At 35.6% G+C, this 20456-nt stretch carries 24 protein-coding genes; all 24 read left to right on the forward strand.

Going from position 1 to position 20456, the window contains the following annotated elements; genetic code table 11:
- Positions 1-22 precede the first annotated feature (22 nt).
- The 24 genes from efp to spo0A all read left to right on the forward strand — a co-directional run bounded on the left by efp (position 23) and on the right by spo0A (position 20455).
- A complete protein-coding gene (gene efp, locus MJG50_RS14850; protein ID WP_240256533.1) occupies positions 23-580 on the forward strand; it encodes an elongation factor P in 558 nt (185 codons plus the stop codon).
- Positions 581-705: 125 nt separating this feature from the next.
- Positions 706-987 carry a YqhV family protein gene (locus tag MJG50_RS14855; protein ID WP_240256534.1) on the forward strand — a complete coding sequence of 94 codons (282 nt, stop codon included), beginning with the start codon at positions 706-708 and terminating at the stop codon, positions 985-987.
- Positions 988-1058: 71 nt separating this feature from the next.
- Complete coding sequence (gene spoIIIAA, locus MJG50_RS14860; RefSeq protein ID WP_240256535.1) at positions 1059-1982, forward strand: stage III sporulation protein AA; 924 nt, start codon at positions 1059-1061, stop codon at positions 1980-1982.
- Entirely contained in the window at positions 1983-2498 is a 516-nt protein-coding gene (gene spoIIIAB, locus MJG50_RS14865) for a stage III sporulation protein SpoIIIAB (RefSeq protein ID WP_240256536.1), read from the forward strand. It abuts the gene before it with no gap.
- Positions 2499-2516: 18 nt separating this feature from the next.
- Positions 2517-2723: a stage III sporulation protein AC gene (spoIIIAC, locus tag MJG50_RS14870; RefSeq protein WP_010284588.1), complete on the forward strand. Its 207-nt coding sequence runs from the start codon at positions 2517-2519 to the stop codon at positions 2721-2723.
- Between the two features lie 15 nt (positions 2724-2738).
- Positions 2739-3128: a stage III sporulation protein AD gene (gene spoIIIAD / locus MJG50_RS14875; protein ID WP_240256587.1), complete on the forward strand. Its 390-nt coding sequence runs from the start codon at positions 2739-2741 to the stop codon at positions 3126-3128.
- Between the two features lie 38 nt (positions 3129-3166).
- Entirely contained in the window at positions 3167-4360 is a 1194-nt protein-coding gene (gene spoIIIAE / locus MJG50_RS14880) for a stage III sporulation protein AE (protein ID WP_240256537.1), read from the forward strand.
- Positions 4361-4393: 33 nt separating this feature from the next.
- Positions 4394-5002: a stage III sporulation protein AF gene (spoIIIAF, locus tag MJG50_RS14885; protein WP_240256538.1), complete on the forward strand. Its 609-nt coding sequence runs from the start codon at positions 4394-4396 to the stop codon at positions 5000-5002.
- The gene (gene spoIIIAG / locus MJG50_RS14890; protein ID WP_240256539.1) at positions 5003-5668 is read left to right on the forward strand and encodes a stage III sporulation protein AG; all 666 of its coding nucleotides are present in this window, start codon (positions 5003-5005) and stop codon (positions 5666-5668) included.
- 1 nt (position 5669) lies between these two features.
- Positions 5670-6272: a SpoIIIAH-like family protein gene (locus MJG50_RS14895; protein WP_240256540.1), complete on the forward strand. Its 603-nt coding sequence runs from the start codon at positions 5670-5672 to the stop codon at positions 6270-6272.
- A gap of 157 nt (positions 6273-6429) precedes the next feature.
- Positions 6430-6930 (forward strand): acetyl-CoA carboxylase biotin carboxyl carrier protein, encoded by a 501-nt coding sequence (accB, locus tag MJG50_RS14900; RefSeq protein WP_240256541.1) that lies wholly within the window; start codon positions 6430-6432, stop codon positions 6928-6930.
- Positions 6931-6946: 16 nt separating this feature from the next.
- Entirely contained in the window at positions 6947-8299 is a 1353-nt protein-coding gene (accC, locus tag MJG50_RS14905; RefSeq protein WP_240256542.1) for an acetyl-CoA carboxylase biotin carboxylase subunit, read from the forward strand.
- A 21-nt stretch (positions 8300-8320) separates the two neighbouring features.
- A complete protein-coding gene (locus MJG50_RS14910) occupies positions 8321-8731 on the forward strand; it encodes an Asp23/Gls24 family envelope stress response protein (RefSeq protein WP_240256543.1) in 411 nt (136 codons plus the stop codon).
- A gap of 122 nt (positions 8732-8853) precedes the next feature.
- Positions 8854-9240: a transcription antitermination factor NusB gene (gene nusB / locus MJG50_RS14915; RefSeq protein WP_240256544.1), complete on the forward strand. Its 387-nt coding sequence runs from the start codon at positions 8854-8856 to the stop codon at positions 9238-9240.
- A 29-nt stretch (positions 9241-9269) separates the two neighbouring features.
- Positions 9270-10133 (forward strand): bifunctional methylenetetrahydrofolate dehydrogenase/methenyltetrahydrofolate cyclohydrolase FolD, encoded by an 864-nt coding sequence (gene folD / locus MJG50_RS14920; protein ID WP_240256545.1) that lies wholly within the window; start codon positions 9270-9272, stop codon positions 10131-10133.
- Positions 10134-10145: 12 nt separating this feature from the next.
- Positions 10146-11501 (forward strand): exodeoxyribonuclease VII large subunit, encoded by a 1356-nt coding sequence (gene xseA / locus MJG50_RS14925; RefSeq protein WP_240256546.1) that lies wholly within the window; start codon positions 10146-10148, stop codon positions 11499-11501.
- Entirely contained in the window at positions 11494-11727 is a 234-nt protein-coding gene (locus tag MJG50_RS14930; protein WP_240256547.1) for an exodeoxyribonuclease VII small subunit, read from the forward strand. The genes xseA and MJG50_RS14930 overlap by 8 nt, the downstream gene beginning before the upstream one ends.
- 3 nt (positions 11728-11730) lie before the next feature.
- Entirely contained in the window at positions 11731-12624 is an 894-nt protein-coding gene (locus tag MJG50_RS14935; RefSeq protein ID WP_240256548.1) for a polyprenyl synthetase family protein, read from the forward strand.
- 260 nt (positions 12625-12884) lie between these two features.
- Complete coding sequence (dxs, locus tag MJG50_RS14940; RefSeq protein ID WP_240256549.1) at positions 12885-14777, forward strand: 1-deoxy-D-xylulose-5-phosphate synthase; 1893 nt, start codon at positions 12885-12887, stop codon at positions 14775-14777.
- A 3-nt stretch (positions 14778-14780) separates the two neighbouring features.
- Positions 14781-15611, forward strand: coding sequence for a TlyA family RNA methyltransferase (locus tag MJG50_RS14945; RefSeq protein WP_240256550.1), 831 nt, complete (start codon positions 14781-14783; stop codon positions 15609-15611).
- A gap of 213 nt (positions 15612-15824) precedes the next feature.
- Entirely contained in the window at positions 15825-16274 is a 450-nt protein-coding gene (gene ahrC / locus MJG50_RS14950; protein WP_240256551.1) for a transcriptional regulator AhrC/ArgR, read from the forward strand.
- A gap of 33 nt (positions 16275-16307) precedes the next feature.
- Positions 16308-18005: a DNA repair protein RecN gene (gene recN / locus MJG50_RS14955; RefSeq protein ID WP_240256552.1), complete on the forward strand. Its 1698-nt coding sequence runs from the start codon at positions 16308-16310 to the stop codon at positions 18003-18005.
- A 151-nt stretch (positions 18006-18156) separates the two neighbouring features.
- Positions 18157-19446, forward strand: coding sequence for a SpoIVB peptidase (gene spoIVB / locus MJG50_RS14960; protein ID WP_240256553.1), 1290 nt, complete (start codon positions 18157-18159; stop codon positions 19444-19446).
- A gap of 220 nt (positions 19447-19666) precedes the next feature.
- Positions 19667-20455 carry a sporulation transcription factor Spo0A gene (gene spo0A / locus MJG50_RS14965; RefSeq protein ID WP_240256554.1) on the forward strand — a complete coding sequence of 263 codons (789 nt, stop codon included), beginning with the start codon at positions 19667-19669 and terminating at the stop codon, positions 20453-20455.
- The last annotated feature ends 1 nt before the right edge of the window (position 20456 follow it).

Below are 20456 nucleotides of genomic sequence, written 5' to 3' on the forward strand. Positions count from 1 at the left end.
TTGATTAGGAGGAGTATTTACAATGATTTCAGTAAACGATTTTCGAACAGGTTTAACAATTGAGGTAGATGGTGGAATCTGGAGAGTTATGGATTTCCAACACGTAAAACCAGGTAAAGGTGCAGCGTTCGTACGTTCGAAATTACGTAATCTACGCACTGGTGCTGTTCAAGAAAAAACATTTCGTGCTGGTGAAAAAGTTGCAAAAGCACAAATTGAAAATCGCAGAATGCAATATTTATATGCGAGTGGGGACCAACATGTATTCATGGATAATGAATCATATGAACAAATTGAAATCCCGGCATCTGCAATTGAATATGAATTGAAATTTTTAAAAGAAAATATGGAAGTTCATATTATGATGTTCCAAGCTGAAACATTAGGAGTAGAATTGCCGAATACTGTTGAGTTAAAAGTAACAGAGACAGAACCAGGAATTAAAGGTGATACTGCATCAGGTGGAACAAAACCTGCAACACTTGAGACAGGATTAACTGTACAAGTGCCATTCTTTATCAATGAAGGGGATGTACTGATCATTAATACTGATGAGGGTTCATACATTTCACGTGCGTAATTAAATATGAAAAGCAAAAACTCACTCTATTATAGGGTGAGTTTTTTTGTTTGAAATTTTTCTTCTGAATTAATGTGAACAAGCATAGGTTTGTACAAATAAGAAAAATTTTGGTGGAGGATACGATGAAACGATGGATTTCTTTAATTGAAACAAGTGTACTGTCGATGGCAGGGCTTCGAATTTTATCTGCTTCAATAGAATTAACTGCTGCAATTCTTATGCTTATTTTTAATGATGTTAAAAAGGCATTAGCTATAAACGCATTATTAGCAATTGTTGGACCGGTCGTTTTAGTTACAACAATGACAATCGGTTTGTTAAGTATGGCTGATCAATTATCATTTTCAAAATTATTTTTTGTTGGGCTAGGAGTTGCGTTTATATTATTTGGAATCTATAAATAGTTGGAAAATGCATAATGTGGCCAAGCTTGCATACATTTTAACAATGAATGAAATTGATGGGAGCTTACTAGATGAACGAAATAATAGTGGTACTATCAAAGGAGATTGCTCAAATTATAAGACAGTACCCTCCTGAAAAAATAGAAAATATGGAGGAAATTAGAATCAGGGTATCGCGACCCCTTGAGGTTGTAATTAATGGTATTCCGAGCTTTCATCACTATATCATTACAAGCGAGGATGCTAATCAGTTACTGAATAAGCTAAGCCAATATTCAATATATACTCTTGAAGAGGAGCTGAAGCGGGGTTATATAACCATTCAAGGGGGGCATCGTGTAGGACTTGCTGGAAAGGTAATTACTGAAAACGGTAGGGTAAAAGCAATTAGAGATGTTACCTCTTTCAATATACGGATTGCAAAGCAAAAAATTGGTGTAGCCAATCAGCTTTCTAAGTATCTTTTTGATCAGTATTGGCGCAACACTATTATTATTGGCCCGCCACAAACTGGAAAAACAACTTTATTACGCGACATTGCAAGAATGATAAGTAGCGGAATTGAGATTAGGAATATACCTCCGCTGAAGGTAGGGATTGTTGATGAACGTTCCGAAATTGCTGGCTGTGTGAAAGGAATCCCACAAGCAACATTGGGGCATAGAGTTGATGTACTTGATTCATGTCCGAAAGCAGAAGGGATGATGATGATGATTCGATCAATGAGTCCAGATGTGTTAATTGTGGATGAAATTGGTCGAGCTGAAGATAGTGAAGCCATTTTAGAGGCTGTTAACGCGGGAGTGAGTTTAGTCGTAACTGTTCATGGGCATGAGCTAGCAGATTTGCAAAAACGTCCAACCTTAAAAAGGATACTTGATATGGGTGTAATCGAAAGATTTGTAGAATTAAGCCGGACAAATGGTCCTGGTACTGTGAAAGCAATTTTAAATAGAAATGGAAAGCAAATTATACCAAAAGTGAGTGTGACATAGATGATAAAAATACTGGGAGCCATCTTTATATTACTAGCGACAACATGGGCTGGCTTTGAAGCTGCACGGCATCTCAGTGAAAGACCCCGTCAACTACGTATGTTAAGGACCGCTTTGCAATCACTTGAGGCTGAGATTATGTATGGTCATGTACCTTTAATCGATGTAGCGCTTCATCTATCTACCCAAATTCCCAAACCAATCTCTTGGTTCTTTGAAAGCTTTGCAAAGAAACTACAAGAAGGAGAAGTAAGTGTAAAAATTGCTTGGGAAGAAAGCTTAACGAAAGTATCTAGACTGACTGCATTTAAACAAGGTGAACTCGAAATCCTTAAGCAATTTGGGGAAACATTAGGACAGCATGATCGCAGCTCACAGCAAAAACATATCATACTCGCTTTAACCCATTTGGACCGTGAGGAAAGTGAAGCTAGAGACCGACAATTGAGATATGAAAAAATGGTAAAAAGTCTAGGGTTTTTATCAGGGTTACTGCTTGTTATTTTATTGATGTAGGAAATAGGGGGAACGTGTATGGGAGTCGATGTAAATATCATTTTTCAAATTGCTGGTGTAGGTATTGTAGTTGCATTTCTCCATACAATCCTAGATCAAATGGGAAAGAAAGAATATGCCCAGTGGGTAACCTTGTTGGGTTTTATATATATATTATTCATGGTCGCAACGATTGTAGAAGATTTATTCAAAAAGATTAAAGCTGTTTTCCTCTTTCAAGGTTAAAGGAGGCGATGAGTTATTGAAATTATTCAGATTGTTGGCTTAGGTCTCATCGGTACCTTTCTGGCACTCATCATAAAAGAACAAAAGCCTACTTTTGCATTTATGCTTGTCGTTTTTGTTGGTTGTGTGATTTTTCTTTTTCTAGTTGGGGAAATTGCAGATATTATTCGGATGCTTGAAAAAGTCGCAATTAATGCAAATGTCAATTCGGTATATGTGGAGACAATCCTCAAAATAATTGGCATCGCATATATCGCTGAGTTTGGTGCCCAAATTACAAAGGATGCTGGCCAGGGTGCGATTGCATCAAAAATTGAACTCGGTGGAAAAATTTTGATACTGGCAATGGCAATTCCAATATTAACAGTTCTGATTGAAACGATTATTGGCTTAATTCCTAGATAGTACAAAATAAAACCCATGTAAAAGTAAGGAGGGATAGGATGACTTGTCGTAAACTATTGTATTTAATGGTTTTTATACTTTTCTTTTTTTCAATACCACAAATTGTACAAGCATCTCCTCCACAAGAAGTAATTAATGATCAAATCCAGGAGCAGGTTAACGAGCAAATAGAAATCCTTGGGATAGAAGATATCAAACAGTATTGGGATGAAATTGTTACGGAGTATGGTGGTTTTCTACCAGAAAGTCAGAAGGGAAGTTTGCTAGATTTCATAAGTGGAGAAAAAGAACTTTCATTAAAGGAATGGATGTTAGGGCTAGTCAAGTATATTTTTCATGAACTGATCGCAAATGGAAAACTAATGAGTACGCTCATTATGTTGACGATTTTTAGTATGTTTTTACAAACATTACAAAACTCCTTTGAAAAAAGTGCTGTGAGTAAAGTCGCCTATTCTATTGTTTATATGGTATTAATTATTATTGCTTTGAATAGCTTTCGGGTCGCAATTATGTATACCGAAGAAGCTATTCAAACAATGATTAATTTTATTTTAGCTCTCATTCCGTTACTTTTGGCCCTAGTGGCGTCATCTGGCGGAGTAGCATCTGCAGCATTTTTCCACCCTTTGATATTATTTTTAATGAATACAAGTGGTTTGCTTGTTTCATATATTGTACTTCCCTTATTGTTTATGTCCGCATTACTAGGAATCGTGAGTACTTTAAGCGATCAATACAAGGTTACGCAACTTGCTCAATTACTTCGAAATATAGGGATTGGAATTTTAGGTATTTTTCTAACAATATTTCTTGGTGTCATATCTGTACAAGGCACGACAACTGCAATTGCGGATGGAATAACGATACGAACAGCAAAATTCATAACCGGAAATTTTATTCCAGTGGTTGGGCGGATGTTTACAGATGCCACAGATACGGTTATTAGTGCATCGGTTCTGCTAAAAAATACTGTCGGAATATTAGGTGTCGTTATACTTCTACTAATCGCAGCATTTCCAGCTATAAAAGTACTTTCAATTGCTCTTATATACAAACTCGCCGCAGCACTCTTACAACCACTTGGAGGAGGACCCGTCATTGCATGTTTGGATATTATTAGTAAAAGTGTCATTTTTATCTTTGCTGCTCTTGCAATCGTTTCACTGATGTTCTTCTTAAGTCTAACCGTCATCATTGCAGCGGGCAATCTAACATTAATGACAAGATAGTATCAAGATAAATAGTGGTTGGAGGTGATTGACTTGGATTTTATCGGAGAGTGGATTACAAATATAATTCTTTTTATCTTGCTCGCAGTTATTGTTGATATGCTTCTGCCAAATTCAAGTATGCAAAAATACGTGAAAATGGTAACAGGCTTATTATTAATTGTCATTATATTAACACCGTTATTTTCTTTTTTGAATTCGGATATTGAACAAACTCTTACAAAATTAAAGCTTTCACCTAATCCAACAGATAAAAATATAGAAAATTTAATAGAAATGAAGAAAGAAGAAATACAAGCCCATACTCTTGCATATAGTTTAGAAACAGTGGCTGTCCTAATGAAAAAACAAGTGGAAGAGGAGTTGGTGCAAAAAGATTTGAATCTAGTAGTCAAAGATGTTACCCCTTCAATGACTGATGACAGTGGTGAAATTATGTCAATTAAGGTGGTGTTATCAGAGGAGACAGTTGAACCTGATGGCATCCCAGTGGTTAATCAAGTCGACATTGATACCTCTGAACAGATTGAACCAATAGAAAATGGAAGGGATATGACAAGTCTAACAAACTCATTAGCAACGATTTGGGAAATTGACTCTGAAAAGATTGTAGTCATTGTGGAAGGGGGGAAAGAATCATAAATGGGAAAAAATAAAAGCATTTTTGACACAATGAAAGGGTTATTCTCCCAATCGAAAGATAATCCAACAGGTAAAAAGAAAAATAAAAACCAATATTTACTTTTAGTCCTAGCAATTGGTGTGGCCTTCATGTTACTCAGTAATTTATTTTCAAATAATGAGGAGACACCCAAAGTATTGCCGGCATCTGCTGGCGAAAGTAATAATGAAGAACCTGCTTTTGGGCAGAAAAAAGATATTCAAGCTCAAGCCATTTCTGCATATGAGGATAGCTACGAAAATGCATTGAAGGAAGTGCTGGAAGCAATTGTTGGGGTAGATGATGTAATTGCATATGTAAGTGTTGATGCAACAGAAACAAAAATACTTGAGAAAAATATTGTATCCCATAGCCAATCAACAGATGAGGTGGACAGAGATGGTGGGAAGAGAAAAGTAGAGGATGTTACGAAGGATGAACAAGTTGTCACGATCCGAAGTGGTGATTCTGAAACACCCATTATCTTAAAAATTGAAAAACCAGAGATACGAAGTGTTGCAATTGTCGCAAAAGGTGCTGACAACATTAAAATAAAACAAATGATTATCGAGGCTGTTAATAAAGGATTTGATGTTCCAATTCACAAAATATCAGTTTCGCCAAGAAAAATTAAGGGGGATTCGTAAAATGTTATTAAAAAAGCAAACAGTTTGGTTATTAACAATGTTAAGTCTTGTGGTTGTTCTTTCAGTGTATTATATAACTACTCCAGATGAGAAAAACAATCCAAATGTGGCTTCTGAACAGGCAAAGGAAAATGCAAAACAGAAAGAAAATGTTGAAACATCTACTGATGATAAAGAAACATCTGATGGTCAAAATGTAACCGTTCAAGAATCAGAAGATGGGTCAGTAATTTCTCAGATTTCAAGTGATGATGATTTATTCACAGCACTACGAATGGAAATAGATGAGCAACGTAGTCAATTAAAAGAAAGTCTGGAAACAATGGTTGGTAATAACGAACTTTCTTCTGATGCGAAGATGAAAGCATATGATGATTTACAAAAGCTTAAGGAGATCGAGGGGAAAGAGAATGTAATAGAAATGCTGATAAAAGGGAAAAACTATGAGGATGCATTAGTACGAGTTGATGGTGATAAGGTTAAAATAACAGTTAAATCAAAGGACAAGTCAGCAGCAGCAGCTAATGAAATTATCCGACTAGTAAATAGTGAGTTAGAAGATCTACAAGATGTAATGGTATCATTTGATATAACTTCTAAATAAGTGTAAAAAAGCGCAGCGGAAGCTGTGCTTTTTGAATTCTTTACAACATGAACAGACTAGCGTAAAATGTTAGTATGTGGTACTAATACTAGCAATAAAAATTTTACAATAAACGATTAAAGTTGATACTTATAGTCGTACAAGGAGTGTAAATGACATGCTAAAAATTCAAGAACTACGTGAATTAATTAAATTAGTTGACCAATCAAATATTGATGAATTTAGTTATGAACATGATGGATCTAAAATTAAAATGAAGAAACACAAAGAGGCTTCAACTGAAACTGTGATTCGTCAAAAAGCTGACGAATTTCAAATGGCTCCTGTTGTTAAGGAGGTTATACAACCTGTACTATCAAATGTACCTTCAGAACCTCAAGCAAAGAAAATCGAAGTTGTGGAAGAAGCTCCAGTTTCGGAAAAATTACATAAGATTGTTTCACCAATGGTCGGTACTTTCTATGCTTCGCCATCACCAGATGCAGAAAACTATGTTAAGACAGGTGATAAGGTGAAGACTGATACAGTAGTTTGTATTGTCGAAGCAATGAAGCTATTTAATGAAATTGAAGCTGAAGTCAATGGTGAGATTGTTGAAGTATTAGTTGAAAATGGCCAATTAGTAGAATATGGTCAACCTCTATTTTTAGTCAAGTAAGTAAGGAGCGACTCTAATGATAAAAAAGGTATTAATTGCAAACCGTGGAGAAATTGCGGTACGTATTATTCGAGCATGTAAAGAACTTAACATCGAAACAGTTGCGGTATTTTCAGAAGCAGATCGTGAATCATTACATGTCCAATTAGCTGATGAGGCCTATTGTATTGGTCCGAAATTATCAAAGGATAGCTATTTAAATTTTACAAATATCATAAGTGTAGCAAAATTAACAGGAAGTGACGCGATTCATCCGGGTTACGGTTTCCTAGCAGAAAATGCTGACTTCGCAGAGTTATGTAGGGAAGTAAAGATTACATTCATTGGACCAAGTCCAGAAGCGATTACAAAGATGGGAACAAAGGATATTGCCCGTGAAACAATGAGAGAAGCGGGGGTTCCGATTGTTCCTGGCTCAAGAGGGATTATAAAGGATGCGGAAGAAGCGATTGAACTAGCAAATGAGATGGGATATCCTGTTATCATAAAAGCCACTGCTGGCGGAGGCGGAAAAGGTATTCGTGTTGCTAAGGATGAAGAAGATCTTGTGAAGGGTATTAATATTACTCAACAAGAGGCAGCAACCGCTTTCGGTAATCCGGGAGTATATATTGAAAAATATATCCAGGATTTTCGTCATGTAGAAATTCAAGTATTAGCTGATAACCACGGAAATGTGATACATTTAGGTGAGCGAGATTGTTCCATCCAACGTCGTTTACAAAAGCTTCTAGAGGAAACACCTTCACCAGCATTAAATGAGAAAACTCGTGAGCGAATGGGTGATGCAGCAGTGAAAGCAGCCCAAGCTGTAAATTACTCAGGTGCTGGAACCGTTGAATTTATTTATGATTATAATGCTGATGAGTTTTATTTCATGGAAATGAATACAAGAATTCAAGTTGAGCATCCGGTGACAGAGATGGTTACTGGAGTAGATTTAATCAAAGAACAAATAAGGGTTGCATCCAATGAGAAACTTTCATTAAGTCAGAAGGATGTTACATTTAATGGTTGGGCGATTGAATGTCGAATTAATGCGGAGAATCCTGAAAAGAACTTTATGCCTTCTCCTGGAAAAATAGAAATGTATTTACCGCCAGGTGGATTAGGTGTTAGAGTAGATTCTGCGGTATATCCTGGATATTCAATACCACCATTTTACGATTCTATGATTGCAAAGCTAATTACATACGGTGCAACAAGAGAAGAGGCAATTGCACGTATGAAGAGAGCTTTAAGTGAATTTGTAATAGAAGGCATTCATACGACGATTCCATTTCATATTAAGCTTTTAAATCATGAAAAATTTGTAGATGGGCATTTTAATACAAAATTTCTAGAATTATATGAGGTAATGAAGTCGTAAACTATAATAGGGGGTGCTGTAATGGCAGCTGAAAATAATATTTTAGAAATGGATCAAGGTAGCAATAGTCTTGGAAAAGTAGAAATTGCACCAGAGGTAATTGAAGTTATCGCAGGAATTGCCTCTTCAGAAGTTGAAGGTGTTGCACAAATGCGTGGTAATTTCGCTTCTGGAGTTGTAGAAAGATTAGGAAAGAAAAATCATGGTAAAGGTGTCAAGGTTGAGCTAACAGAAGATGGTGTTATTATTGATGTATATTGTATGATGCACTTTGGGGTATCAATTCCTAATGTTGCCCGAAAAATCCAAGATAATATTCGTCAAGCACTATTGAATATGACTGCTCTTGAGGTTGATGAAGTTAATATTCATGTTGTTGGCGTACTTTTCGAAAATCAAAAACAAGACCCACAAATTGAAGAAGAGATGTAATTCACAAAAAAGGTCTGATAGCTATTTGCTCTCAGGCCTTTTTCATTCCTTTTATTTTATGCTATTATCATCTTATGATTAATTTCGATTTTCGATCCAATGTATTTAAAGGAGATAAATAAATGAAGAGAAGAACAGCTAGAGAAAAGGCCCTGCAATCATTATTTCAAATTGATGTTAGTGAAAGTGAACCAAAAGAAGCAATTGAGAACGTATTAGAAGATGCAAAGACGGACCCTTTCCTAGAGCAGCTTGTATTTGGTGTTGTTGAAAAAAAAGAAGAGATAGATTTATTACTTCGTGCAAATCTAGAGAAATGGAATTTGGAAAGATTAGCAAATGTTGATCGTTCAATACTGCGAATTGCCGTATATGAAATGAAATATATCGATGAAATTCCAGTAAAGGTAAGTATTGACGAAGCAATTGAACTTGCTAAAAATTTCGGGGATGATAGTTCAAGTCGTTTTGTTAATGCAATATTGTCAAAAGTAAAAGACTCACTATAAAAATTACTTTATAAGGAGAGTGGAGAATAATGGCAGCTGAAATTATTAGTGGAAAAGAATTAGCAAAAGAGAAAAGAATTGAAATTGCTAATGAGGTTGAGGAATTAAAGAAAAAAGGAATTGTACCAGGTTTAGCAGTATTATTAGTTGGTAATAATCCAGCTTCACGTTCATATGTAACCGGAAAGACAAAAGCATGCAATGAAACGGGAATACATTCCATATTGTTAGAGTATCCAGAAACAATAACCGAAGAGGATTTACTTAATGAGATTGATCGTTTAAATCATGATCCTGAGGTTCACGGGATACTCGTACAACTACCATTACCATCTACAATTGATGAGCTGTCCATTATTGAAAAAATTTCTCCGGAGAAGGATGTCGACGGTTTTCACCCAGTTAATATTGGGAGAATGATGACTGGACAAGAATCCTTTTTGCCGTGCACACCATTTGGTATAGTTGAAATGGTAAAGTCAAAACAAATACCAATCCAAGGCAAACATGTTGTAGTGGTAGGAAGAAGTAATATCGTAGGTAAACCAGTCGGCCAGTTATTTTTACAAGAAAGTGCAACAGTTACATATTGTCATTCCAAAACTGTTAATCTACAAGAAATCACTAGACAAGCAGATATTCTAATAGCTGCTGTCGGTAAGGCGAATTTTTTAACTGGTGACTATATTAAAGAGGGCACAATTGTAATAGATGTAGGGGTTAATCGCCTTGCAACTGGAAAGTTATGTGGTGATGTCCTATTTGAAGAAGGAAAAGAGAAGGCAAGCTATATTACACCAGTCCCTGGTGGTGTTGGTCCGATGACAATTACGATGCTTTTATATAATACATTGAAGTCGGCTAAAAATTTTGCGAAATCTATAAGACAATAAAGGTGCGTATTAATGACTGAAAATAGATATCTAACTGTTACTGCACTGACTAAATACATAAAGCGCAAATTTGATGCAGATCCACATTTACAAGATATTTGGGTAAAAGGTGAAATTTCAAATTTCAAGGCACATAGTCGTGGCCATATGTATTTTACCATAAAGGATCAAAACGCTAGAATTTCAGCAGTAATGTTTTCTAGTAATAATCGTAGTTTGAAATTTACACCTGAGAATGGAATGAAGGTTTTAGTTCGTGGTGAAATCACAGTCTTCGAATCGAGCGGGAATTACCAGATCTATGTGAAAGAAATGCAGCCCGATGGGATTGGAAATCTTTATTTAGCATATGAGGAATTAAAAAAACGGCTAGATGCGGAAGGATTATTTTTAGAAGAGTATAAGAAGCCAATTCCAAAAATCCCACATCATATCGGAATAATTACGTCACCAACCGGTGCGGCAATTCGCGATATTATTTCAACGATTAGAAGAAGATATCCAATCGCAAAGGTAATCGTTATTCCGGCACTTGTGCAAGGAACAAACGCTGCGCCTTCAATAGTCAAGGCAATTTCTACAGCTAATATGCTCGGTTATCTAGATGTATTAATTATTGGTCGAGGCGGCGGTTCTATAGAAGAGCTATGGGCCTTTAACGAAGAAATTGTAGCAAGAGAAATTTTTAAATCATCTATACCTATTATTTCTGCTGTTGGTCATGAAACAGATATAACAATTACTGATTTTGTAGCAGATTTGCGAGCGCCAACACCTACTGGAGCTGCTGAGTTAGCTGTCCCTCATTTGTCTGAGTTGATGGAACGACTCCTAGTTAAAAGGACTCGTTTATTACGTGTTATGAAGGAAAGGCTAAATACTGATTCAAAAAGATTATCAAATCTACAAAAATCATATGCTTTTCGATTTCCAAAAAATCTTTATGTTCAAAAAGAACAACAACTTGATCGGGTAGTGGAAAGACTAGAACGAGAAGGAAAGCTAGTCATTAGTCGAAAATTAGAATTTCATAATAAACTTTCAATGCGATTAAGTAACCATCATCCGAAAGAGAAGCTTGAACGAGCAAAAGCACAGCAAGTTTTATATAAAAAAATGATAATAAAAGAAATGAATCAATTAGTTAATCAAAAAAAGCTATTATTCTCTTCAACTCTATCTAAGCTGGAGGCATTAAGTCCATTGAAAATTATGGAGAGAGGCTATAGCCTTGTCTATAATGAACAAAAACAAATAGTTAAAAGTGTTCGAAACATTGAACAAAGGGATATCATTAATGTGAAGCTAAAAGATGGGCAACTCGCTTGTGAAGTCGTTGAAATTAAGGAGAGTGAAATCCATGAGTGAAGAAAAGGCATTATCATTTGAGGAAGCAATGGAACAACTTGAACAAATAGTTGACCAGTTAGAGGAAGGCGATGTACCACTTGAGAAAGCAATATCTTATTTCCAAGAAGGAATGAAGCTTTCTAAAATGTGTCATGATAAACTTCAGAATGTTGAAAAACAGATGGAGCAAATTTTACGAGAAGATGGCGAACTAGAACCGTTTATCATTCAGGAGGAAGAATAACCAGTGAATCCAACTGATATCGAAGTATTCCTAGAAGCACAGAAGAGAAGAATAGAACAGCAATTACCACTCTATATATCCACATTATCAGCTCCAAAAAAGATAAAAGATGCAATGAATTATTCCTTGGAGGCTGGAGGTAAAAGAATAAGACCTTTACTATTAGTAGGAACATTACATTCTTTTGGACAAGATGAACAGATTGGAATTCCGGCAGCATGTGCGATTGAAATGATTCATACATATTCCCTCATTCATGATGATTTGCCCAGTATGGATGATGATGATTTAAGACGTGGTAAACCAACGAATCACAAGATTTTTGGGGAAGCTTTTGCAATTCTCGCGGGGGATGGTCTACTTACATTTAGTTTTCAATTAATTTCAGAGTTAACGAATGACACCATTTCAGCAGAGAAAAAGGTAGCTCTTATTACTGAACTTGCAAAAGCAGCAGGTCCTGAAGGGATGGTAGGTGGACAAGTTGCTGATATGGAAGGTGAAGGTGCCCAGCTAACCCTTGAAGACCTTGAATATATTCACAGACATAAAACAGGGAAGCTATTGGCATATAGTGTTATTGCAGGGGCAATTATTGCAAATGCCACTGAAGAACAACTAAAAAAGCTTGAACAGTTTGCCCATCACTTAGGAATCGCATTTCAAATTAGAGATGATATATTAGATATTGAAGGCTCAGTAGAACTTATTGGTAAGCCTATTGGTAGCGATATTGCCAATCATAAAAATACATATCCTGCTCTTTTAACATTGGATGGAGCAAAAGAAAAACTAGAATATCATATCAATGAGGCGAAAAAATTTCTATTTAGTGTCGAAATGAAACACGATATTCTAGAATATATGTGTAATTTGATAGCATCAAGAGATCATTAAAATGAACCTATAGGATTTTCCAGAAATTCACTTACATACGTATCTTAATTGAGTAATAACCCTTTTTGTGTTATACTAGCCTAAAAAGATGAAGATAAGTACGAATTTATTCTGATGCAAATACCGGATAAAAAAGGTACTGCCGCTTATCACTTTTGTGCAAGCGGCTTTTTTTACAAATTGATATACGTTATTATTGCTATTTTAAAAAAGTAATTGTGAAAATCGAATGATTTCGAGTATGAAAGTGAGTGAATTCTTTGGATCTTTTTGATATTAAAGGCCCTAAGTTCCTTAAAAATATGTCTATTACTGAATTAGAACAATTAAGTTCTGATATTCGACATTTCCTAATTGAAAAGCTTTCTAGAACAGGAGGGCATATTGGGCCGAACCTTGGCGTTGTTGAACTTACCATTGCATTGCATAAAGAATTTGACAGCCCAAAAGATAAATTTTTATGGGATGTTGGTCATCAGTCATATGTTCATAAGATTTTAACAGGACGTGCTTGTGAATTTGATACATTAAGACAATTTAAAGGATTATGTGGTTTTCCTAAGCGAAATGAAAGTGAACATGACGTATGGGAAACAGGTCATAGCTCGACTAGTCTGTCTGCAGCAATGGGAATGGTCGTAGCAAGAGATATAAAAGGTACGAAAGAACATATTATTCCAATTATAGGTGATGGTGCTCTTACAGGTGGAATGGCATTAGAAGCATTAAATCATATCGGTCATGAAAAGAAGGATATGATTGTCATTCTGAATGATAATGAAATGTCGATTGCACCAAACGTTGGAGCACTTCACAATGTGCTTGCACATTTACGTACAGCTGGAAAATATAATTGGGTTAAGGATGAACTTGAGCAATTACTTAAGAAAGTTCCTGCTGTAGGCGGAAAGCTTGCTGCAACCGCAGAAAGAATCAAAGATAGCCTGAAATATTTATTAGTTTCTGGTGTATTTTTTGAAGAACTTGGTTTTACTTATTTAGGACCTATTGACGGGCATAGTTTTGAAAATCTATTTGAAAACCTAGAATACGCAAAAAAAACAAAGGGGCCTGTAATCTTACATGTCATTACAAAAAAAGGTAAAGGCTATAAACCTGCTGAAACTGATACGATTGGAACTTGGCATGGTACAGGTCCTTATAAGATAGAAACAGGTGATTTTGTAAAACCTGTAAATACCCCACCTGCATGGAGCGCGGTTATTAGTGAAACAGTTCGAAAAATTGCTCGTTATGATGATAGAATTGTTGCGATTACCCCAGCGATGCCAGTTGGATCAAAATTAGAGGGTTTTGCAAAAGAATTTCCGGAGCGGATGTACGATGTAGGTATTGCTGAACAACATGCTACAACGATGGCTGCTGGACTAGCAACTCAAAATATGAAACCGTTCTTAGCTATTTATTCAACTTTTTTACAACGTGCATATGATCAAGTACTTCACGATATATGCCGTCAAAATTTAAATGTATTTTTGGGTATCGATCGTTCAGGACTGGTCGGTGCAGATGGTGAAACTCACCAGGGTGTATTTGATATTGCCTTCCTACGACATATTCCGAATATGGTTCTCATGATGCCTAAAGATGAAAATGAAGGTCAACATATGGTTAATACTGCATTCAGCTATAATGAAGGTCCAATTGCCCTTCGCTATGCGAGGGGAAATGGCTTGGGAGTTAAAATGGATGAGGAATTAAAACTTATACCAATAGGTTCGTGGGAAGTATTAAAGGAAGGTAATGATGCAGTAATCTTAACCTTTGGAACGACAATCCCAATGGCACTCGAGGCTGCATCAATTCTTGCGCAGGATGATATTTCTGTTAAAGTTGTCAACGCAAGATTTATAAAACCTCTTGATACTGATATTCTTCATCAAATATTTGCGGCCAATATACCGATTTTAACAATTGAAGAGTCTGTTTTACAAGGTGGATTTGGTAGTGCAGTACTTGAATTTGCTCATGACCATCATTATCAGCACAGCATTATAGATCGAATGGGCATCCCTGATGAATTTATCGAGCATGGTAATGTTAATGAGCTTTTGAAAGAAATTGGCATGACAACAGAAGATGTTATAAAAAGAATTCAAAAATTAGCACCTAAAAAGCAGAAAAGAGCGTAGTAGATGGCAACAAAGAAAGAACGACTTGATGTACTATTGGTCGAAAGAGGCTTAGTTGAAACGAGGGAAAAAGCAAAACGGACAATAATGGCAGGTCTCGTCTATACGAAGGAAGAACGTTTAGACAAACCTGGTGAAAAGGTTGAGTATGACATTCCATTAACAGTGAAAGGAAATGTCATTCCGTATGTTAGTCGCGGTGGATTGAAGTTAGAAAAGGCCCTCAAGGAATTTAACTTATCTGTTGAAGGGAAAATAATGTTAGACATAGGATCATCAACTGGAGGTTTCACTGATTGTGCTCTCCAAAATGGTGTGAAAATGTCCTATGCACTTGATGTAGGTTACAACCAGCTTGCTTGGAAGTTGAGGCAAGATAGTCGAGTTGTTGTTATGGAACGTACAAATTTTCGATATGTGACACCAGTTGATCTTCAAAATGGAATGCCCGAGTTTGCAACAATTGATGTATCTTTTATTTCTTTGAAATTAATTCTTCCGGTACTAAAGACATTACTGGTCCCAAATAGTGACATTGTAGCTCTAGTAAAACCTCAGTTTGAAGCAGGAAGAGATCAAGTTGGTAAAAAAGGAATTGTACGTGATCCTAAAACACATGAAAGTGTTCTATCTAATATGATTGAAACTTCCATAAAGGAAGGGTATGATTGTATAAATCTCTCCTTTTCTCCTATAACTGGAGGAGAAGGAAATATTGAGTTTTTACTACATTTGCGTTGGAATGGTCCAGTAGAGATTGGTACAAATAAATTACAAACTTCAGTTAAGGAAGTTGTCGATACAGCCCATTCAGTCCTAAAAGAAAATAAATAAATCCCATAGGAATAACATTCATGTTATTCCTTGTTTTAACGGATAAGAAAGTTATAACTTTCTTATCCGAATAAGTGCAACTAACGCCTCTGTCTTCGCCTAAAGGCTCGCCAATCGGCGAGTTTTCTTTATGTAAAATATAAAATTAATGTACAATTTTGTCAGATTCAGATAACATATAGTGTAGAAATATAGCGAAAGAAGGTGCTTAAAGTGACCAAAGGGCAAAGGCATATTAAAATAAGAGAAATTATTACCAGTAATGATATTGAAACACAGGATGAAATTGTAGATATTTTAAAAAGTGAAGGATATAACATTACCCAAGCTACTGTTTCAAGGGATATTAAAGAACTTCATCTTGTTAAAGTCCCCATGATTGATGGTAGATATAAATATAGTTTACCAGCAGATCAACGCTTCAACCCCCTCCAAAAATTAAAACGTTCGCTTATGGATGCATTTGTGAAAATTGATGCTGCAGGACATATGCTTGTAATGAAAACTCTACCAGGGAATGCAAATGCAATTGGTGCTTTGATAGATCATCTGGATTGGGAGGAAATTTTAGGTACGATTTGTGGCGATGATACCATTTTAATTATATGTAAAACGCCTAAAGAGACAGAAATAATTTCGAAACGTTTTTTAGATATGCTCTAATTAAATGTAAGGAAAGTCAGGAGGTGTTACCTGTTGTTAGCTGAATTATCCATTAAGAATTTTGCTATTATCGATTCTCTAGAAGTTTCATTAGAAAAAGGACTTACTGTTTTAACTGGTGAAACAGGGGCTGGAAAATCGATTATTATTGATGCTGTCCATTTATTAGTGGGTGGGAGGGGATCGGCAGAATTTGTCCGCTATGGTGAAGACCGAGCTGAAATTGAAGGGTTATTTTTAATTGAGGATATCAAACACCCATGTTATATGAAAGCATTTGAGTTTGGAATTGAAATAAGTGAGGGAATGATTGTACTTCGTAGAGATATTTCTAGGAATGGTAAAAGTGTTTGCAGAATTAATGGTAAACTAGTCACAATTGCTATTTTGCGGGAGTTTGGAAGAACATTAATTGATATACATGGTCAACATGAGCATCAAGATTTAATGAATCAAGAGCGGCATATCCAATTATTGGATCATTTTGGGGGGAAAGAGGTTGAACGATCTCTTCAAGAATACCAGCGAGTGTATAAAAACTTTCTTGCTTTGAAACATAAATTAAATAAATTTAATGAAAATGAACAAGAATTAGCCCATCGACTTGACCTCCTCCAATTTCAGCTTAAAGAGATTGGAAATGCAGACCTTCAGCCAAATGAAGATATTGAGCTTACAGAAGAAAAACGTAAAATAGCAAATTTTGAAAAGATATTTGGTGGCTTACGCAACAGCTATAATGCATTGTATGGTGATCAGCATGGCTTAGACTGGGTAGGTCTAGCTATGAGTCATTCTGAGGATTTGGCTGATTTAGATGAAGAACTTAAAGAGATACATGAAGCAATTTCAAATAGCTTCTATTTGCTGGAAGAGACAACATATAAGGTTCGTGATCAACTTGACAAACTTGAGTATGATCCAAAAAGATTAGATTTTATTGAAAATCGTTTGAATGAAATAACGCAATTAAAGAGAAAATATGGTCAAACAGTTGAACAAATTTTAGAATATGCTGCATCAATTGAAGATGAAATTGACACGATTCAAAATCGAGATCAACACATTGGTCAATTGAAGATAGAGTTTCAGTCAGTTACCGAAGATCTTCAAATTGAAGCCTCCAATATATCGTTACTTCGCAAAAAGTTAGCAAAAGAACTCATAATTAAAATTGGACAAGAACTAAAAGAATTACACATGGAAAAAGCTTCATTTGATATAATTTTTGAAAGTGAAACTAAAAACAAATTTACTTCAAATGGAACAGATAATATTGAGTTTTATATTTCTACAAATCCAGGAGAACCGATGAAGCCTTTAACAAAAATAGCTTCAGGCGGTGAGCTTTCCAGAATCATGTTAGCATTAAAGAGTATCTTCTCTAAGCATCAAGGAATCACCTCAATTATATTTGATGAGGTTGATACAGGTGTTAGTGGTAGGGTTGCACAAGCAATTGCAGAAAAAATATATGGTGTTTCTGTTGGATCTCAGGTTTTATGTATTTCTCATCTACCTCAGGTTGCTGCAATGGCAGATACTCATTTATTTATCGCTAAAGAAACAATTGAAGGTCGCACAACTACATCTGTAACATCATTGAATGAAATTGAAAAAGTCAAAGAAATCGGGAGAATGATCTCGGGAGTTGAAGTGACTGACTTAACGAAGGAACACGCAAAGGAATTATTAAAGCTTGCTGAAAATAGTAAGAAGGTAAAAAAATAATACCTAAAAAATTTGTAATGCTATCCAAAAAGGGTAGCTTTTTTAATCTCTTTGTAGTTATAAATGTTCGCAAGAAAGGCCAAATTAAATAGTGTAACCATCATGGATGGCTGATGGTGGCATGGGATAGGAGCGAGGAGAGTGAAAATAAGTGAAAATAGATAAAATGAGATATATCATAGGTACAATTCTCCTTGTTTCATTAGTGGCTTTAGCTTTTAACAAGCCTTTAAAAGAATATATTGAGATTCCAAAACAGCTTACCTTATTTGAAGGTGAAGCCTTTACTGTACAAACTTCATTACCAGTGACAACAACTTTAGAAAAGAAAAATAAAACCTTGACATCAACAGTGGAAAACCAAACGCTTTCAGTAGCTGGAAAAGAGAGCGGTGATGGAAAGATGATGGTTAAATTAGCTGGGATCCCAATCAAAAAAGTCAATGTAAAAGTTCTATCAGACTTTAAAGTAATTCCTGGTGGACAGTCGATAGGAGTAAAATTGAACACTCTTGGGGTACTGGTTGTTGGACATCATCAAATTGATACAATAGAAGGTAAAAAATCACCTGGAGAAATTGCTGGAGTAGAGGTTGGCGATATAATCAAGGAGATAAATGGTAAAAAAATCAATAATATGAGTGATGTCGCACCTTTTGTTCAAGAAGCTGGTAAAACGGGAAAACCGTTACACTTGAAAATTGTCCGTGACAAAGAGGAGCTTGATTCAAAATTAGTTCCTTTAAAAGATAAAAATGATCACGCCTATCGGATTGGTTTGTATATTCGTGATTCAGCAGCAGGGATAGGGACAATGACATTTTATCATCCGGGTTCTAAAAAATATGGGGCACTCGGCCATGTGATTTCTGATATGGATACAAAGGAACCAATTGTCGTATCAGACGGTCAAATTGTCAGATCAACAGTTACTTCTATCGAAAAAGGAAGTAATGGAGATCCTGGAGAAAAATTAGCAAGATTTTCACCAGATAAAGAAGTAATCGGGAATATAACGAGAAATAGCCCATTTGGTATATTTGGATCACTTTCAAAACAAATAAATAATGAAATAATGGATAAGCCGTTACCAATTGCATTATCCCATCAAGTTAAAAAAGGGCCAGCAAAAATCCTAACGGTTGTGGATAATGATAAAGTTGAGGAATTCGATGTTGAAATTGTGAGCGCAATTCCGCAAAAAATACCAGCAACAAAAGGTATGGTTGTAAAAATAACAGACAAACGATTATTAGAGAAGACTGGTGGAATTGTTCAGGGCATGAGTGGAAGCCCAATTATTCAAAATGGGAAATTAATTGGTGCTGTGACACATGTTTTTGTGAATGACCCAACCTCCGGTTACGGTGTCCATATCGAATGGATGCTAAATGAAGCAGGAATTAACATATATGAAAAGGAAAGACAAAAAGCGAGCTAAACACTGCTCGCTTTTTCTTTGTTTCGACAATTTATGTAATTATTATTAGGAATTTAGCGCTTCTGGTCGAATATTTAAGTATAATGGAGAAAATTATAAAATTCAATAATATTTTTCAATTTATTTAAAAAATTAAAGGATTTTATATTGCATTGTCGAATTCTTTCTTTAGAATAAAAATATAGACAAATTTTTTTGATTAGCTTGAGGAGGAAACAGAGTGAAAAAAATTAAAGTATGTGTGGTTGATGACAACAGAGAATTAGTAAACTTGTTGGAAGAGTATTTATCTAGCCAAGATGATATCGAAGTGTTAGGTGTAGCTTACAATGGTCAAGAGTGTCTGAACCTTTTACAAGAAAAACAACCTGACGTCCTCGTTTTAGATATAATTATGCCACATTTAGATGGATTAGCAGTTTTAGAAAAAATACGTAATTCGAATAGAGAAAAACAACCCAATGTCATTATGTTGACCGCATTTGGCCAAGAAGATGTAACGAAAAAGGCAGTCGATTTAGGAGCGTCATATTTTATTTTAAAGCCTTTTGACATGGAAAATTTAGCAGATCGAATTCGCCAAGTAAGTGGTAAAGCACCACAGGCCATTATGAGGTCAAATTCAACATTTAAAACACAGTCCGAAAATGGTCCGAAAAATTTAGATGCAAGTATTACAAGTATTATTCATGAAATAGGTGTACCTGCACATATTAAAGGTTATTTATATTTACGAGAAGCAATCTCAATGGTATACAATGATATTGAATTATTAGGCTCTATTACAAAGGTTCTCTATCCGGATATTGCCAAAAAATTTAATACAACTGCAAGCCGTGTAGAGCGGGCAATTCGTCATGCAATTGAGGTTGCATGGAGTAGGGGGAATATTGATTCAATCTCATCTTTATTTGGTTATACAGTAAGCATGTCTAAAGCAAAACCTACAAATTCAGAATTCATTGCGATGGTTGCAGATAAACTTCGACTTGAACACAAGGCTTCTTGAT

Source organism: Fredinandcohnia quinoae (genome assembly GCF_022427965.1).
In the GTDB taxonomy this organism is placed as follows: Bacteria; Bacillota; Bacilli; order Bacillales; family Bacillaceae_L; genus Ferdinandcohnia; species Ferdinandcohnia quinoae.

Coding starts and splice junctions, on each gene's coding strand:
- efp (WP_240256533.1), top strand. CDS start 23: ATGATTTCAGTAAACGATTTTCGAACAGGTTTAACAATTGAGGTAGAT.
- MJG50_RS14855 (WP_240256534.1), top strand. CDS start 706: ATGAAACGATGGATTTCTTTAATTGAAACAAGTGTACTGTCGATGGCA.
- spoIIIAA (WP_240256535.1), top strand. CDS start 1,059: ATGAACGAAATAATAGTGGTACTATCAAAGGAGATTGCTCAAATTATA.
- spoIIIAB (WP_240256536.1), top strand. CDS start 1,983: ATGATAAAAATACTGGGAGCCATCTTTATATTACTAGCGACAACATGG.
- spoIIIAC (WP_010284588.1), top strand. CDS start 2,517: ATGGGAGTCGATGTAAATATCATTTTTCAAATTGCTGGTGTAGGTATT.
- spoIIIAE (WP_240256537.1), top strand. CDS start 3,167: ATGACTTGTCGTAAACTATTGTATTTAATGGTTTTTATACTTTTCTTT.
- spoIIIAG (WP_240256539.1), top strand. CDS start 5,003: ATGGGAAAAAATAAAAGCATTTTTGACACAATGAAAGGGTTATTCTCC.
- MJG50_RS14895 (WP_240256540.1), top strand. CDS start 5,670: ATGTTATTAAAAAAGCAAACAGTTTGGTTATTAACAATGTTAAGTCTT.
- accB (WP_240256541.1), top strand. CDS start 6,430: ATGCTAAAAATTCAAGAACTACGTGAATTAATTAAATTAGTTGACCAA.
- accC (WP_240256542.1), top strand. CDS start 6,947: ATGATAAAAAAGGTATTAATTGCAAACCGTGGAGAAATTGCGGTACGT.
- MJG50_RS14910 (WP_240256543.1), top strand. CDS start 8,321: ATGGCAGCTGAAAATAATATTTTAGAAATGGATCAAGGTAGCAATAGT.
- nusB (WP_240256544.1), top strand. CDS start 8,854: ATGAAGAGAAGAACAGCTAGAGAAAAGGCCCTGCAATCATTATTTCAA.
- folD (WP_240256545.1), top strand. CDS start 9,270: ATGGCAGCTGAAATTATTAGTGGAAAAGAATTAGCAAAAGAGAAAAGA.
- xseA (WP_240256546.1), top strand. CDS start 10,146: ATGACTGAAAATAGATATCTAACTGTTACTGCACTGACTAAATACATA.
- MJG50_RS14930 (WP_240256547.1), top strand. CDS start 11,494: ATGAGTGAAGAAAAGGCATTATCATTTGAGGAAGCAATGGAACAACTT.
- MJG50_RS14945 (WP_240256550.1), top strand. CDS start 14,781: ATGGCAACAAAGAAAGAACGACTTGATGTACTATTGGTCGAAAGAGGC.